Annotated in this window: 16 protein-coding genes, 1 pseudogene and 1 riboswitch; of the genes and pseudogenes, 14 read left to right on the top strand and 3 right to left on the bottom strand. The window is 69.6% G+C overall.

The window, feature by feature from the left end; all coding sequences use genetic code 11:
• Nucleotides 1–216: 216 nt before the first annotated feature.
• The gene (rpsN, locus tag ACFYSH_RS08505; protein WP_359465242.1) at nucleotides 217–522 is read right to left on the bottom strand and encodes a 30S ribosomal protein S14; all 306 of its coding nucleotides are present in this window, start codon (nucleotides 520–522) and stop codon (nucleotides 217–219) included.
• Nucleotides 522–758: a 50S ribosomal protein L28 gene (gene rpmB, locus ACFYSH_RS08500; RefSeq protein WP_359465241.1), complete on the bottom strand. Its 237-nt coding sequence runs from the start codon at nucleotides 756–758 to the stop codon at nucleotides 522–524. Before rpmB ends, rpsN begins: the two co-directional genes overlap by 1 nt.
• Before the next feature lie 68 nt (nucleotides 759–826).
• On the opposite strand from rpmB, the gene rpmG reads away from it, so the two are divergent.
• The 13 genes from rpmG (at nucleotide 827) to ACFYSH_RS08435 (ending at nucleotide 11,825) form a co-directional block, all read left to right on the top strand.
• A complete protein-coding gene (gene rpmG, locus ACFYSH_RS08495) occupies nucleotides 827–991 on the top strand; it encodes a 50S ribosomal protein L33 (RefSeq protein ID WP_359465240.1) in 165 nt (54 codons plus the stop codon).
• Nucleotides 992–1,042: 51 nt separating this feature from the next.
• Complete coding sequence (locus ACFYSH_RS08490; protein ID WP_388751478.1) at nucleotides 1,043–1,297, top strand: type B 50S ribosomal protein L31; 255 nt, start codon at nucleotides 1,043–1,045, stop codon at nucleotides 1,295–1,297.
• On the top strand, nucleotides 1,297–2,451 hold the full coding sequence (locus ACFYSH_RS08485) for a CobW family GTP-binding protein (protein WP_388751476.1): 1,155 nt from the start codon (nucleotides 1,297–1,299) through the stop codon (nucleotides 2,449–2,451). Before ACFYSH_RS08490 ends, ACFYSH_RS08485 begins: the two co-directional genes overlap by 1 nt.
• Before the next feature lie 39 nt (nucleotides 2,452–2,490).
• A complete protein-coding gene (gene rpsR / locus ACFYSH_RS08480; RefSeq protein WP_359465234.1) occupies nucleotides 2,491–2,733 on the top strand; it encodes a 30S ribosomal protein S18 in 243 nt (80 codons plus the stop codon).
• 136 nt (nucleotides 2,734–2,869) lie between these two features.
• Nucleotides 2,870–3,172 carry a hypothetical protein gene (locus tag ACFYSH_RS08475; RefSeq protein ID WP_359465233.1) on the top strand — a complete coding sequence of 101 codons (303 nt, stop codon included), beginning with the start codon at nucleotides 2,870–2,872 and terminating at the stop codon, nucleotides 3,170–3,172.
• Nucleotides 3,173–3,423: 251 nt separating this feature from the next.
• The gene (locus tag ACFYSH_RS08470; protein ID WP_388751474.1) at nucleotides 3,424–4,908 is read left to right on the top strand and encodes a Y4yA family PLP-dependent enzyme; all 1,485 of its coding nucleotides are present in this window, start codon (nucleotides 3,424–3,426) and stop codon (nucleotides 4,906–4,908) included.
• Nucleotides 4,898–6,217 carry a pyridoxal-phosphate dependent enzyme gene (locus tag ACFYSH_RS08465; RefSeq protein WP_359465231.1) on the top strand — a complete coding sequence of 440 codons (1,320 nt, stop codon included), beginning with the start codon at nucleotides 4,898–4,900 and terminating at the stop codon, nucleotides 6,215–6,217. Before ACFYSH_RS08470 ends, ACFYSH_RS08465 begins: the two co-directional genes overlap by 11 nt.
• A gap of 5 nt (nucleotides 6,218–6,222) precedes the next feature.
• Nucleotides 6,223–7,428 carry an aminotransferase class V-fold PLP-dependent enzyme gene (locus ACFYSH_RS08460; RefSeq protein ID WP_359465230.1) on the top strand — a complete coding sequence of 402 codons (1,206 nt, stop codon included), beginning with the start codon at nucleotides 6,223–6,225 and terminating at the stop codon, nucleotides 7,426–7,428.
• A gap of 76 nt (nucleotides 7,429–7,504) precedes the next feature.
• Nucleotides 7,505–8,260, top strand: coding sequence for a class I SAM-dependent methyltransferase (locus tag ACFYSH_RS08455; RefSeq protein WP_359465229.1), 756 nt, complete (start codon nucleotides 7,505–7,507; stop codon nucleotides 8,258–8,260).
• A gap of 668 nt (nucleotides 8,261–8,928) precedes the next feature.
• A riboswitch (cobalamin riboswitch) is annotated at nucleotides 8,929–9,113 on the top strand.
• 29 nt (nucleotides 9,114–9,142) lie between these two features.
• Complete coding sequence (locus ACFYSH_RS08450; RefSeq protein ID WP_359465227.1) at nucleotides 9,143–9,853, top strand: energy-coupling factor ABC transporter permease; 711 nt, start codon at nucleotides 9,143–9,145, stop codon at nucleotides 9,851–9,853.
• Nucleotides 9,850–10,206 carry an energy-coupling factor ABC transporter substrate-binding protein gene (locus ACFYSH_RS08445; RefSeq protein WP_359465226.1) on the top strand — a complete coding sequence of 119 codons (357 nt, stop codon included), beginning with the start codon at nucleotides 9,850–9,852 and terminating at the stop codon, nucleotides 10,204–10,206. Before ACFYSH_RS08450 ends, ACFYSH_RS08445 begins: the two co-directional genes overlap by 4 nt.
• A gap of 6 nt (nucleotides 10,207–10,212) precedes the next feature.
• On the top strand, nucleotides 10,213–10,962 hold the full coding sequence (gene cbiQ, locus ACFYSH_RS08440; RefSeq protein WP_359465225.1) for a cobalt ECF transporter T component CbiQ: 750 nt from the start codon (nucleotides 10,213–10,215) through the stop codon (nucleotides 10,960–10,962).
• Complete coding sequence (locus tag ACFYSH_RS08435; RefSeq protein ID WP_359465224.1) at nucleotides 10,959–11,825, top strand: ATP-binding cassette domain-containing protein; 867 nt, start codon at nucleotides 10,959–10,961, stop codon at nucleotides 11,823–11,825. Before cbiQ ends, ACFYSH_RS08435 begins: the two co-directional genes overlap by 4 nt.
• Nucleotides 11,826–11,829: 4 nt before the next feature.
• Here the strand turns inward: ACFYSH_RS08435 and ACFYSH_RS08430 are convergent.
• Nucleotides 11,830–12,461 (bottom strand): annotated as a pseudogene (locus tag ACFYSH_RS08430) (hypothetical protein); the annotation flags it as partial.
• Nucleotides 12,462–13,248: 787 nt separating this feature from the next.
• Here ACFYSH_RS08430 and ACFYSH_RS08425 point away from each other — a divergent pair.
• Nucleotides 13,249–13,641: a hypothetical protein gene (locus ACFYSH_RS08425; RefSeq protein ID WP_359465223.1), complete on the top strand. Its 393-nt coding sequence runs from the start codon at nucleotides 13,249–13,251 to the stop codon at nucleotides 13,639–13,641.
• The last annotated feature ends 186 nt before the right edge of the window (nucleotides 13,642–13,827 follow it).

The following is a 13,827-nucleotide window of genomic DNA, read 5'->3' as shown; positions in this document are numbered from 1 at the left end:
TAAAGCCGCGGGCGTCGGCGTACCTGCCGACGGCCCCCACGCCGCTGCGGGGCGCCACCCCCCCCCCACCCCCCCCCCCCCCCCCCCGGGGGGGGGGCCCCCCCCGGGGGCCCCCCCGCTCCTCGTGCCGTGCCGGTGGCCTCCGGGCCACGATACGGCGACGGGTGGTGCCCCGACCGGAAGGCCGCGCCACCACCCGTCCCCGTCACCGAGGTGTCACCAGGAGGACTTGGTCACTCCGGGGAGGAAGCCGGCGTGCGCCTGTTCGCGCATCCGGACCCGGGACAGTCCGAACTTCCGCAGGTGACCGCGGGGACGGCCGTCCACGCTGTCCCGGTTGCGCACCCGGGTCGCGCTGGCATTGCGCGGCTGACGGCGCAGCTCCTCGACGGCGGCAACCCGCTCGGCCTCCGGGGTGCCGGGCCTGCGGATGATCTCCTTCAACTCGGCGCGCCGTGCGGCGTACCGCTCGACGGTCGCCTTGCGCTTCTCGTTCTGCGCGATCTTGCTCTGCTTGGCCATCAGACCTTCACTCCCCGCGCCCTGATGCGGGCGACCGCTGCCTCGATGCCGATGGTGTCGATCACCTTGATCGCCCGGGCGCTCAACACCAGGCGCACATGCCGCCCTTCGCTGGGCAGCCAGTAACGCTTGCGCTGGATGTTCGGATCGAATCGCCGCGACGTACGCCGGTGCGAGTGGGAGATCTTGTTGCCGAAGCCCGGCTGTGCGCCGGTCAGTTGGCAGTGGGCGGACACGAAGTTACCTGCCTCTCATTCAGTGGGCCCCATATTGAACATGGAAACCATTGTCATATACTAGCGTCATGGCTCGCAACGAACTACGCCCGATCATCAAGCTCCGCTCCACCGCGGGGACGGGCTACACCTACGTCACCCGCAAGAACCGGCGGAACAACCCCGACCGGCTGGTGCTGCGGAAGTTCGACCCGCTTCTCCGCCGCCACGTCGACTTCCGCGAAGAGCGCTGACACCGCGACTCCCCGCCCGTCACCCCCACCCCCGACCACGAGGACACCACCATGCAGCCCGGAATCCACCCCGCCTACGGACCCGTCGTCTTCCGCGACAAGGCCGCGGACTTCGCCTTCCTGACCCGCTCCACCCTGAGCAGCGAGAAGACCGTCGAGTGGGAGGACGGCAACACCTACCCGGTCGTCGACGTGGAGATCTCCTCCGCGAGCCACCCCTTCTACACCGGGACCGCACGCGTCCTGGACACGGCAGGACGCGTCGAGCGCTTCGAGCGGCGCTACGGCCGTCGTGAGGGCCGGTGATGGAGGACAGGCACACGCTCCCCGTCGTCATCGTCGGCGGGCTGCACTCGGACGCACGCCACGAGGTCGTGGAGGGGCTGCTGCGGGAGGTACCTCGTAGCGTCGCACTGCACCACGACCTGGCGACAGCGCGGAAGGGCACGGTGTACCGGACCGTACGTGACACCTCCGGGACGCTCGCCTGCGGCGAAACCCCCCTGGTGAACGACTGCGCCTGCTGCGCGCTGCGTGAGGACCTGATGCCGGAGCTGGAGCGCCTGGCAGCCGACGGGGTGACCAGGATGGCCGTCGTCGAGCTCTGGGACTCCGTCGAGCCCAGGGCGATGGCCGAGGTCATCGCCGCACACGGCGAGGACGTGGTCGAGGTGACCGGTGTGGTCACCGCCGTCGATCCCGCCCTCGTACTGCCCTACCTCGTCAACGGCGACGACCTCGCCGAAGCGGGTCTGGCAGCCGCGGCCACCGACCAGCGGACCGTCGGTGACACCTGGGCCCGGCAGCTGGAGTACGCGTCGGTGATCGCACTCGTGGACGACGGCCGGGCGGACGAGGAGGACCGGGCGCTGATCGGCCAGCTGCATCCGACCGCACCGCAGGCCGCGGCCGGTTCGGCGGAGCTGACGAGGCTGGCCCTCGCGGGGTTCGACGTGGAAGCGGCCGGTGCCGGCCAGCATCCCGCCTGCGCCCTGCTGCCCCAGGAGGCCGAGGAGGCCGGCGTCAGCACTCTCGTCTGGCGCAGGCACCGCCCGTTCCATCCCGAGCGCCTGTACGACGCACTGGAGGACCTGAGTTGCGCGGCCGCTCGCAGCCGGGGCCGGTTCTGGCTCGCCGACCGACCCGACACGCTCCTGTCCTGGGACGCGGCGGGCGGCGCGCTCTGCGTCGAGAACAACGGCCCCTGGCTCGCGTCCCTGCCGGACGCCGCCTGGGACATGATCCCTCCGGTCCGGCGGGCGGCAGCCGCACTGGACTGGCACCCCGAGCACGGCGACTGCTGCCAGCACCTGGTCTTCGTCTCACCCGGCCTCGACCGGGACGGGCTGACCACCCTGCTGGACTCCTGCCTGCTGACCGACGACGAGTACACAGCGGGCCGCACGGCCTGGAAGAACCTTCCGGCAGCCTTCGACGCACTCCTCGACCCGGTCCACTGACCCCTCGCACCCGCTCATCACGCCCGTAAGGAAAGCCCCATGGCCCGACGCCAGGAACCACGCAAGCCCGCCAAGGACCGTCCGAACCCGCTCGACGCGGCGAAGATCACCTACATCGACTACAAGGACACCGATCTGCTGCGGAAGTTCATCTCCGACCGGGGCAAGATCCGCAGCCGCCGGGTCACCCGGATCAGCGCCCAGCAGCAGCGACAGGTCGCCGCGGCGATCAAGAACGCCCGGGAGATGGCACTGCTGCCGTACGTCGGCTCCAGGGCGTGATCGACGAAGCTCCGCGTGCGGAGGTGGCCGCGCCCCGCCAGGCTTAGGCTGCTGGATATTCCGGATATGTCCGCCACCCATGCGGCGGGCGCGTCCGGTGTTCCCCGGACGGCGAATCCACGAAGGAGTCAGCGAGATGTCCACGACCACGGCGCACCACCCCCACCCCGCGCACGCGCACCAGCACGCCCCGGGATGCGGCCACGTGGCGATCCCGCACAACGACCACATCGACTACGCGCACGACAGCCACCTGCACCGCGCCCACGAGGATCATGTGGACGAGTGCGTGAACCCCGCGCACGCGGTGCACGAAAGGCATGAGCACCAGCACGGGCAGGACTGCGGTCATGTCGCCGTGCCCCACGAGGACCACGTCGATTACGTCCATGACGGCCATCGGCACGCTTCGCACGACGGGCACTGGGACGACCACTGATCGGGCTCTGCCGCCGACCGCGTGTCGGCGACGGCCGATCGGGTGACATTCGCGCATATGACAGGCGCCGATGCGGGCTTCCGCACCGGCGCCTGCCGCTGTGCACGCGCACGCGTGGAGCAGGCATAGAGGCCGCTCGGCCTGGACATCATGGATACGACAATCACCCCGCTGAACTGACCCACCACCTGCGGCGGCGCGCCGACCAGTGCTCACGGCAGTCGAGCTGTCGCTGCCCCACTGAGAGGCGAGTGCCGCTGTTGGCTGTCCCCCTGTTCCTGGACCCGAAGCTCGAACCACCCCTCACCTCCTTACTGGCCTCCTCCCGCTTCCTGCACGACCTCGTGGACGGACTGGGGTCGCCCCTCAACGTGGTGGTCCCGGACCGGATCGCCGAGAACGTCGCACGGTTCCGGTCCGTGTTCCGCCGGCACCACCTGGAGGGCGAGATCTCCTTCGCCCACAAGGCCAACAGGTCGAGCGCACTGGTGCGCCGGCTGGCGGCCACCGGCGCGGCCATGGATGTCGCCTCGCTCGGCGAACTGCAACACGCACTGGCCTGCGGCTTCACCCCGGGCCGCATCGGTGCGACCGGGCCGAAGGAGCCGGAGTTCCTCTGGCTGGCCGCCTGCGCCGGCGTCACGGTGAACGTCGAGGGGCACGCCGAACTGCAGGCACTCGCCGCACTGGTGCGCCGACACGGGCTGCCACGGATGCGGGTGCTGCTGCGGCTGTCGGACTTCTCGGGCACCGCGGTGAAGGTCCTGAGCCGCCGCAGTCGCTTCGGCTTCCCCACGTCGGAGTTGGCCGGCCTGCTGGATGCCTGCGAGAGGCACCACGAGGCCTTGGAGGTCATAGGCGTCTCCTACCACCTCGACACCACAAGCCTCGACGAGAAGGCCCTCGCACTGGAGGGCTGCGTACGGGCCATGGACGAGTGCAGGGCCCGGGGGATGCGCCCGCGGGTGATCGACATCGGCGGCGGGTTCGGGGTCAGCTATCTCGCCGACGGAGCACAGTGGGAGCGCTACACCAGCCAGCTGACCCTGGCGGCGATGGGCCGGCGCGAGGCTCTGGCCTGGCGCAACCACTCGTACGGGCTGAGCAGTGAAGGCGGGACCCTTCGCGGGAGCCTGGATCTCTACCCCTCCCATCGCCCGGTCGCCGGGGCCGACTACCTGGACGAGCTCCTGCGCAGTCCCGCCCCCACGCTCGGCCGCCCACTGGCGACGCTGCTCCTGGAGAACCTGTACGACCTGTGCGTCGAGCCGGGCCGAGCTCTGCTGGACCAGTGCGGGCTGACCTTGGCGCGTGTGCTGGAGACGCGTCTCGAGACGGACGGCACACACTCGATACGTCTGGCGATGAACGCCGACGACTGTGCTCTCGAGGAGCACGGCATCCTCATGGATCCGATCGTTCTCCACCGCGGCGAACGGTGGGAGTCGACGGAGGGCTCCGCGGAGTCCTTCGGGGTCCACCTCCACGGCAACCTGTGCCTCGAATCCGATCTCATCACACGCCGGCTGGTCTTCCTCCCCCGGCTGCCGGACCCGGGTGACCTCCTGGCGTTCCCCAACACAGCCGGCTACTGCATGGATTTCAACGCCCATCACGCCCAGCGGCGCCCACTCGCCCGCAAGGTGGCGGCCTACTTAGGAGCCGACGGCTGGCAGTGGCGTCTCGACGATCAGTACTGGCCCATACATTCCGAAGAGGACGCGCATGAGGTATGACAGCATCATCGAAACAGTCGGCAACACACCCTTGGTGCGTATCGACCCTCACGTCCACGGCCTGCAGAACGTCGACCTCTACGCGAAGCTCGAGTTCTGTAATCCCTTCGGTTCACTGAAGGACCGGGCAGCGTGGAACATGGTCCGGCCCGGCCTTACCTCGGCAGTCGAACAGGGTAGCCAGATCGTCGAGTTGTCCAGCGGGAACACGGCCAAGGCACTTGCCGCCATAGCCGGGATGCACGGGATCGGATTCAAGAGTGTCACCAACCGGATGAAGATACCGGAGATAAAGGAGATGCTCCTGTTACTGGGTGCCGAGATCGAGGAGCTGCCGGGGCAGACCGAGTGCCTTGATCCCACCAACTCGGAGGACCCCCTGACCCTGTTCCACCGCAGCCTCAACGAACCGGGGAGCACCCACCTCCACACCGATCAGTACTACAACGCGCGTAACCCGGAGGCCCATGAATCCGGCACCGGGCCCGAGATCGTGGCGGACCTCGACGGCCGGGCGCCGGACTGGTTCATCTCGGGTGTCGGCACCGCCGGGTCGTCCACCGGAGTGGCGCGGGCGTTACGGGAACGGAACCCGAAGGTCGGAGTGGTGGGGCTCGTCGCGGACAAGTCGGACTTCATACCGGGGATCAGGAACATCGACGAGGTGCAGGAAGTCGGCATCTTCGACCCGGCCACCTACGACACCCTCGAGAAGGTCACCTCCTCCGAGGCGATCGACGGAATGCTGACGCTTGTCCGGCGGTGCGGGATCCTGGCCGGACCGACCGGCGGAGCGGCCTACTTCGGAGCGGTCCGGCACCTTCGGGACATCGGTCCGCAACTCACCGAACCCGCGACAGCCGTCTTCATCGTGTGCGACCGCGTCGAGAGCTATCTGAGTTACATCAGAAAACGCCGCCCTGAACTCCTGGGCCAGCGGCCGCGGAACAACTCGGCTGCGTCCGTGTCTTCCGAGGAGCTGGAAGGAACGGCCGTCGTAGAGGTCGCCGAGGCACAGAAATGGATGGCGGCGGAGAAGCCCCTGGTCGTGGACATGCGCAGCTCGTACGCCTATGCGGCCCTGCACATCGAGGGGTCGATCAACATCGTCGACGAACTGTTCGACGATCTCGTCCGCGGCGGGCTGCCGTTCAGCAAGTCCCAGCCGGTGCTCCTGGCGTGCCCCGTCGGTGAGAGGTCCCTGCAGTACGCGGCGCTCCTGACCCGCATGGGCCATCCGGATGTGCGCAGCCTCGCCGGGGGCATCATCGCCTGGCGCGATGCCGGCGCACCGTTGGTGCGGGAGTGACCCGCGTGCCGGGCGATGCGACCGACGTGGATGAGGAGGACCTGACCGCCTGGAACACCGCCCTCCGCGCGCAGTTCCCGATCGTGGCCGGTCAACCCGGTCTGGCCTATCTGGACAGCGCCGCGACCGCGCAGAAGCCGCAGGCGGTCCTGGACGCGGTCCAGGAGTACCTGACGACCTCCAACGCGAACGCGGGGCGCGGTACCTACCCGTGGGCCAACAGGACGACGAGCCTGATCGAGGAGACCAGGGCGCGGGTCAAGGCCTTCCTCGACGATCCGGATCCGGACACCTCGGCGGTGCACTTCGTCAGTGGGACCACGGAGGGGCTGCGCCTGGTGGCCCTGGACTGGCTGGTCCGTGAACTCCGGGACGGGGACGAGATCATCGTCCCCTTCGCGGATCACGAGGCGAACGTGTCGCCCTGGCTGGAGACGGTCGAGTCGCTGGCCCGCCAGGGCACTCGTGTCACGGCCCGTGAGATGCCCTACCAGGCCTCGTCCGGTGACTACGACACGGAGGCGCTCGCCGAACTCGTCTCCTCCCGCACGCGCTTCGTGGCGGTGACCCACGTCCACCACGTCTACGGCGGAGACATGAACGTGCACCGGATCCGCCGGGCGGTGGGACCCGATCCGGTGATCTGTATGGACGCTGCCCAGAGCGTCGGCCATCTGCCTGTCTCCATGAAGGCACTGGACGTCGACTTCGCCGTCTTCTCCGGGCACAAGGCACTGGCGCTGCCCGGCTCCGGAGCGGTCTGGTCCCGTGGCGTGCGCGGGGCCCCCTTCACGCCGCGCGGCTGGAGCGGCACACCGAACACCGTGGGCATCGTCAGCCTGAGCGCCGCCCTGGACTGGCTCGACCGGGCCGGGCCGGCGCGGATCGCACGGTGGACCGCGGAGCTGACCGCCCGGCTGACGGACGGGCTGCGCACGCTGACGCCGTATGAAGTGGTGGGGTGCCAACTGAGTCTGGCGGAGGAATCCTCGGTGCAGCAGCGACACGGCATCGTGACCTTCAGGCACCGGGACATCGATGCGGCCGACCTCGGATTCATCCTCTTCAGTCACGGGTTCATGGTGCGGGCGGACGGCCTCTGCCAGGGCCCGGCCGGTGAGAACCGCAGCTCCGTACGGGTCAGTCTGCATGCCTACAACAGCCGGCACGAGGTAGACCGGTTGCTGGAGGTGCTCACCGAGCTGACCTAGTGCCGATGACAATCGTTTTCACCTGTAGATTCGGGGTCACGTAGCGGAACCGAGTGCGTAGAGGTGGTACAGCAAGATGAGCGTGAGCATGTCGACGGCCCAGCTGTGGGTGGACCGCTGGGAACAGCAGCAGCAGCGGTACGCGATCGACCGGGAAGAACGCTTCACCGTGGTCGCGGATGTGGTGGAACACGTGACGGCCGGTCACGCGACCCCACGGGTGCTGGATCTGGGCTGTGGACCCGGTTCGCTGCCCGCGCGGCTGATCGAGCGCCTGCCGCAGGCCGAGATCGTGGCCGTCGACATGGACCCGCTGCTGCTGGCACTGGCCCGCGCCCGTCATCCGGACGCCGCCCGGTACGTCGAGGCCGTGATCGGCGAAGAGGGCTGGACGAGCGCCCTCGATCTCCAGGAGCCGGTCGACGCGGTCGTGTCCACCACCGCGCTCCACTACCTCCCCGAAGGGGTGCTGCGGAACACGTACACGGAGCTGACCGCGCTGCTACGGCCCGGCGGGGTACTGATCAACGCGGACCACCTGTCGCAGGACGGGGCCGGGTTCGCCGAGATCGCCGAGTTCGTCGGGGTCCGCCGGGCCGAACGCCGGCACGCCTTCGATCACGAGGACTGGGAGGCGTGGTGGTCCGCCGTCGAGAGCGATCCTGAGCTGACGCAGCTGTGCGCCGAGCGCCGTAAGCCGGGCTTCGTCCACGCCGACTGCGCCGTCACGCTCGGCCGGCACGTCGAACTGCTGGCCGAAGCGGGCTTCGGCCATGCCAGCCCGGTCTGGCAGGTGGGCAACAGCTACGTGCTCGTCGCCATCCGGCAGTAGGCCGTGAGGGCCGGGGCGACGCCGCCCCGGCCCTCACGGGCAACCGTCACCTCTGGGCGTACCTGAGATGGGGAGCGACGTCCTGCCCGGCGAAGGCTGAACTCGGCGGCCCGTCCGGCGGCGAACCAGTGAAGGGCAGGTCCCGCCGCCCGCGCCGGGAGCCGGCGGTGCAGGACCGGGAGAGCCGCGAGCCGACGGTGGGCCGCCCGCATCCACGACCGGATCACGGCCCTGCCCGACGGGTACGCCACCGAGGCGGCACGGACGTCACCTTGTCCGATGGCGAGGCCCGACACCTGTCCGTGGGCCTTGCTCGCCGACGCCCCCGCCCCCGCCCCCGTCCTCGTCCCCGTCCTCGTCCCCGTCCTCGTCCCGGACGAGGCCACCGCCTACGCCGATCCGCACTCCGAGGCACTGACCCAGGACACATGGTCCGAACGGCCCGGGGCCGCATCCCGCTGGTATCGCGCACGGACTGGCGACGATCCACACCGCCGACCTGATCGTGGTCCTGGAAGGAGGACGCCTCACAGAACAGGGCCATTGCGTGAACCTGCTGCCCCGGGACGGTCGTTACGCCCGGCGGGCGCACCGCTCGGCCTACGTCCGCGGCCCACCGAGGTCGGCCGGTTCCGGCTCGTGAGCTTGTCTTCGCGCCTCGCCCGGCACTACTGTCTCCACGCCTTGGTGAACGGGAAATCCGGTGTGATGCCGGTGCGGCCCTCGCCACTGTGATCGGGAAGTCCGGCTCCGGCCCTCGCGGGCAGCCACTGGGTCCTTGTGACCCGGGAAGGCGGAGTTCGGGCGGTGGTACCCGTAAGCCAGGAGACCGGCCAAGGCACTTCAACCATCCACGAGGTGCTGGAGAGGGTCTGCTGAGCCATGCACATAGCCGAGGGTTTTCTGCCTCCGGCGCACGCGATCGCCTGGGGTGTCGCGTCCGCGCCGTTCGTCGTCCACGGAGTCCGGTCACTGACGCGTGAAGTCAGGGAGAATCCTGAGAGCACGCTGCTCCTGGGTGCCTCCGGAGCCTTCACCTTCGTACTTTCCGCTTTGAAGATCCCTTCCGTGACGGGGAGTTGTTCGCACCCCACCGGCACGGGCCTGGGGGCCATCCTGTTCCGCCCGCCGATCATGGCGGTCCTGGGCACCATCACTCTGCTGTTCCAGGCGCTCCTGCTCGCCCACGGCGGTCTGACCACGCTGGGGGCCAACGTCTTCTCGATGGCGGTGGCCGGGCCCTGGGTGGGGTACGCGGTCTACAAGCTGCTGCGCAGGTACGGCGCGGCGCTGATGGTGGCGGTGTTCTTCGGCGCGTTCGTCGCCGACCTGTCGACCTACTGCGTCACGAGCGTGCAACTGGCGCTGGCCTTCCCGGACCCGAGCAGCGGGTTCGTGGGCGCGCTCGGCAAGTTCGGCTCCATCTTCGCGGTCACCCAGATCCCGCTCGCGGTGAGCGAAGGGCTCCTGACCGTTCTGGTCATGCGGCTCCTCGTGCAGTCCAGCAAGGGAGATCTGACCCGGCTCGGCGTGTTCCTCGCCGGCAAGCGGGACCGGACCAGGACGGCCGAGACCGAGGCGGTGGCGCGATGAACAGGAACACGAAGATAAACGCTCTTCTGCTGCTCGTCGTGGCCGCGCTGGCCGTCCTGCCCTTGGCCCTCGGCCTCGGCGACGACGAGAAGGAACCGTTCGCGGGCGCCGACGCCCAGGCCGAGACGGCGATCACCGAGATCGATCCCGCATACGAGCCCTGGTTCTCCCCGTTGTACGAACCGCCCTCCGGCGAGATCGAGTCGGCGCTGTTCGCCCTCCAGGCCGCCCTGGGCGCGGGTGTCCTCGCCTACTACTTCGGCCTGCGACGCGGGCGTCGTCAGGGCGAGCTGCGCGCGACCGCGCAGCGGGACAGCGGCGGCGCCGGGGAGCCCGCGGGCCGGGGGAACTGAGCGCGCGTGCTGCCGATCGACGCGGCGGCGCACAGCAGTCGCTGGCGCCGCCGCCATCCCCTGGACAAGGCCGTACTGGGTCTGGGACTCACGGCTCTGGCGATCTCGCTGCCGCCCTGGCCCGGAGCCGCACTGATCCTTCTCACGGCTGTCGCCGTGCTGCTGGGGCCGGCCGGTGTGCCCGCCCGCCGACTCTGGCGGGCCTACCGGGTTCCTCTGGGTTTCTGTGTCACCGGGGCGGCCACGCTTCTCGTGCAGGTCGGCGGGCCGGAAGGACTCGTGACCCTGGCCGACGGCGGGCCGGCCCGTGCCGGGGAGCTGCTGCTTCGCACCTCGGCGGCGTCGCTCGGGGTCCTGCTGTTCGCCTTCACCACCCCCATGTCCGATCTGCTGCCCCGCCTGGTCGAGGCAGGGGTGCCCGCTCCGGTGGTGGACGTCGCCCTGGTGACCTACCGCATGAGCTTCCTGCTCCTCGACTCCGTACGCCGTGTGCGGGAGGCCCAGGCGGCCCGGCTCGGACACACCACCCGGGCGGCCGCCTGGCGGTCCTTCGCCGGACTCGGAGCCACCGCGTTCATCAGGGCCTTCGAACGCGCGGCACGGCTCCAGACAGGGCTTGCCGGGCGGGGCTACGACGGAACCCTGCGTGTCCTGGTGCCCGCGGCCCGCGTCTCCGTCCGGTTCATGGCCGTGAGCGTCACACTGCTCGCGGCCCTCACCGCCCTGACCTTCGTGCTGGAAAGGCTTGTGTCATGAGCGAATCCGTGCTGCTCGCACTGCGGGACGCGTCCTTCGCGTACGAGGACGGTCCTGCCGTACTCAACGGCCTCGACTTCGAGGCGTACGAAGGACGTGCGCTCGCCCTGCTCGGCCGGAACGGCAGTGGGAAGACGACGCTGATGCGGCTCCTCAGCGGCGGGCTGCGTCCGCGCGTCGGGCAGCTGACGGCTCTGGGCCGCCCGGTCACGTACGACCGCAAAGGGCTGACCCGGCTGCGCACGACGGTCCAACTGGTGGTGCAGGACCCGGACGACCAGTTGTTCGCCGCGTCCGTCTCCCAGGACGTGTCGTTCGGACCGCTGAACCTCGGGCTCTCCGACGCCGAGGTGCGGGCCCGGGTGGACGAGGCGCTCGACGCCCTCGACATCACCGCTCTGGCGGACCGGCCCACCCACCTGCTCTCGTACGGGCAGCGTAAGAGGACCGCCATCGCGGGCGCGGTCGCGATGAGGCCCCGCGTGCTGATCCTCGACGAGCCGACCGCCGGGCTCGACCCGGACGGCCAGGAGCGGCTGCTCGCCACGCTCGGTACCCTGCGCGAGAGCGGCACCACCGTCATGATGGCCACCCACGACGTCGACCTCGCCCTGCGCTGGGCCGACGACGCCGCTCTTCTCACCCCCTCCGGTCTCCACGCCGGGCCGGCGCCCGCGATGCTGGCCCGGACGGATCTCCTGGGGGCAGCGGGGCTGCGGCTCCCGTGGGGCATCGCGACCGCCCGACTGCTGCGCGAACACGGCCTGCTGGACGCCACGGCGCCTGGTCCCCGTACTCCCGAGCAACTCGCGGGCCTCATCCCGCCGGCCGTCGGCAAGGGGCAGGTCCCCGGCCGCTCGTGAGAGGTCAGATCAGCCGGAAGAGGTCGCCGGCAGCGTGGACGTCGGTCAGGTCCTCGATCCCGCGGAGGCTGTCGCACAGGGCGTCCAGGACCGAGCCGGGCCCGGAGGCCTGGGGGGCGCCGATGCCCACGCCGAAGGAGCTGAAGCCCAGCGTGTGCTTGGCGTCGTTCCAGCTGCGCATCCACTGATCGCTGACGTCGCACTCCCCCTCGGTGATCATCACGATGTCGCCGCGCGCCGGCGCCCCTCGGAGTTGAACTCCTCCTCCAGCAGCTTGACGGCCGCGGCGAGCGGGGTCCGGAACTCGGTACCACCGCCGAAGAAGTGCTCCGCGAAGTCCAGGACTTCGGTGATGCCGGCCGGCTGGGAGCCCGGGAAGCGGCACACTCTCACAGAGTCGGACGAGGAGAAGAGGATGCCGACGAAATCACGGCGGAACCGGCCGATGAGATCCGCGAACCGCCCCAGCCGGCCCGAGCGCAGTCGCTCGGCGAGCTGGGCACGCAGGTCGAACGGCATCCGCTCCGGTTCGCCCGGTCCCACACCCCACGCGCGCATCAGCTCGGCCTCCCCGCGGGACTGCTCGGCGGCCTCGGCCGAGGCGCTCCGTGCCGCTGCGCGGATGCCGGGAGCCGCGCGGGGCCGGTGCGACTCACACACCGGCGGCGAGGAGATCGCCATTCGCCATTGCCCTCCCGAAATGAGGGAAACGGTATGAGGGGACGCTCTCCTGACGGCAGAAGCAGCTTTCCCACCCGTCGGACCGAACCGGGTCTTCGGCATCCGCGGCAGGTGCCGGAAGGCAGCTGTCACCTTGACCCTGCGAAAGACACCTCCCGGAAACCGCCACGGCCTCCGTCTGCCTTGCTGCAGCCGTGCACGCGGACACGAAAGGCCGGCCGAAGCGATGGAGAATCGCGGCGTGCGCATCATTCATTTCCGTACGGGCTTGGCCGCACGTGTCGATATCGGCCGTGCACAGGCAGTCGACTTCCTCGGTCCATCAGGGAGTGCCCGGCCCGTACTCCCACGTCCGCACCACCGGCAGCGCCCACGACTCCCCCTGCGGCTGCGCGTCATCACGAGGCGTCAGGCCCGGGCGGGTGCGAAAAGAGGCGCCGAGCCCCGTACGAGCCTTTAGGCCACAGCCATCTTTCCTCCGGGTCGACACAACTCGCTTGCCGAACCGCTGTGCGAATAACGCGATTACCGCACGTCCGCCATACGCATTGAGCACACACACACGGATGATCTCGAACAGTGAGAACACATCGTCGGGCGCCCCGTCCGACCCAAAAAGCTGCGCCGCGTGATTCGGCTCGTCAGGCATCGACTTTCGGACTCTTCACAAAGGATTAACTCCATAATGCCCCCAGCCTGTTAGCGTCCCGAAGGACGGGTGAAGTCCAGGAGGAGGTGAAGCGTGCGAGCAGCGGCGGTCAGGTTCGTACTCGCGATCCTGATGGGCTTCCTGTCGGCCCCGTACTCCGGCACGCCGTCGGGGGACGCGCACGCGTCCGCCCCGGGGATCCGGGCAGCCGCCGATCCGAAGGTGACCGGGGGTGGGGCACTTGGGGAGTACGGCACCTGCGGCACATCCGACGGCGGGGGCGAGTCGAACGGCCTTCTGCGCCACCGTGACCGCCATCGATCCGTCATCGTTCACGCTCCCGAGCCCTCGTCGCGCTCCGCGGTGACGGGCGACGCCCACGGCATACTCGCTCCGGCGGCCGTCGCAGCGATGGGCAACGCCCATCACATCTCCAGATCCTCGACCGCGCACTCCTCCCCCGTGCTCCAGGTGTTCCGCTGCTGAGCTGACCCGAGGCGCTCGGAGACCCGCCCCTGCTCATGGTCCCTGCGGGACTCCTCGGCCTGGGGATCCGAGCCGCCCACCGTGTCTCCAGTTCTCGTACACATGCCTACGCGACGTCCTCGGACGCGCCAGGAGGAGCACCGCCATGCAATCTCTCGCCGAACACCCCACGGAACAGGTCCCACG

This window comes from Streptomyces sp. NPDC005791 (assembly GCF_042871485.1).
GTDB lineage: Bacteria > Actinomycetota > Actinomycetes > Streptomycetales > Streptomycetaceae > Streptomyces.
The sequence above is the reverse complement of the archived record's forward strand: the minus strand, read 5'-3'. Positions and strand labels throughout refer to the sequence as shown.

Bases quoted from the DNA above. Each gene is read 5' to 3' on its own strand.
- ACFYSH_RS08490 (WP_388751478.1), top strand. From the start codon at position 1,043: ATGCAGCCCGGAATCCACCCCGCCTACGGACCCGTCGTCTTCCGCGAC.
- ACFYSH_RS08485 (WP_388751476.1), top strand. From the start codon at position 1,297: ATGGAGGACAGGCACACGCTCCCCGTCGTCATCGTCGGCGGGCTGCAC.
- rpsN (WP_359465242.1), bottom strand. From the start codon at position 522: ATGGCCAAGCAGAGCAAGATCGCGCAGAACGAGAAGCGCAAGGCGACC.
- ACFYSH_RS08450 (WP_359465227.1), top strand. From the start codon at position 9,143: ATGCACATAGCCGAGGGTTTTCTGCCTCCGGCGCACGCGATCGCCTGG.
- ACFYSH_RS08455 (WP_359465229.1), top strand. From the start codon at position 7,505: ATGAGCGTGAGCATGTCGACGGCCCAGCTGTGGGTGGACCGCTGGGAA.
- ACFYSH_RS08465 (WP_359465231.1), top strand. From the start codon at position 4,898: ATGAGGTATGACAGCATCATCGAAACAGTCGGCAACACACCCTTGGTG.
- ACFYSH_RS08445 (WP_359465226.1), top strand. From the start codon at position 9,850: ATGAACAGGAACACGAAGATAAACGCTCTTCTGCTGCTCGTCGTGGCC.
- ACFYSH_RS08475 (WP_359465233.1), top strand. From the start codon at position 2,870: ATGTCCACGACCACGGCGCACCACCCCCACCCCGCGCACGCGCACCAG.
- rpsR (WP_359465234.1), top strand. From the start codon at position 2,491: ATGGCCCGACGCCAGGAACCACGCAAGCCCGCCAAGGACCGTCCGAAC.
- rpmG (WP_359465240.1), top strand. From the start codon at position 827: ATGGCTCGCAACGAACTACGCCCGATCATCAAGCTCCGCTCCACCGCG.
- ACFYSH_RS08435 (WP_359465224.1), top strand. From the start codon at position 10,959: ATGAGCGAATCCGTGCTGCTCGCACTGCGGGACGCGTCCTTCGCGTAC.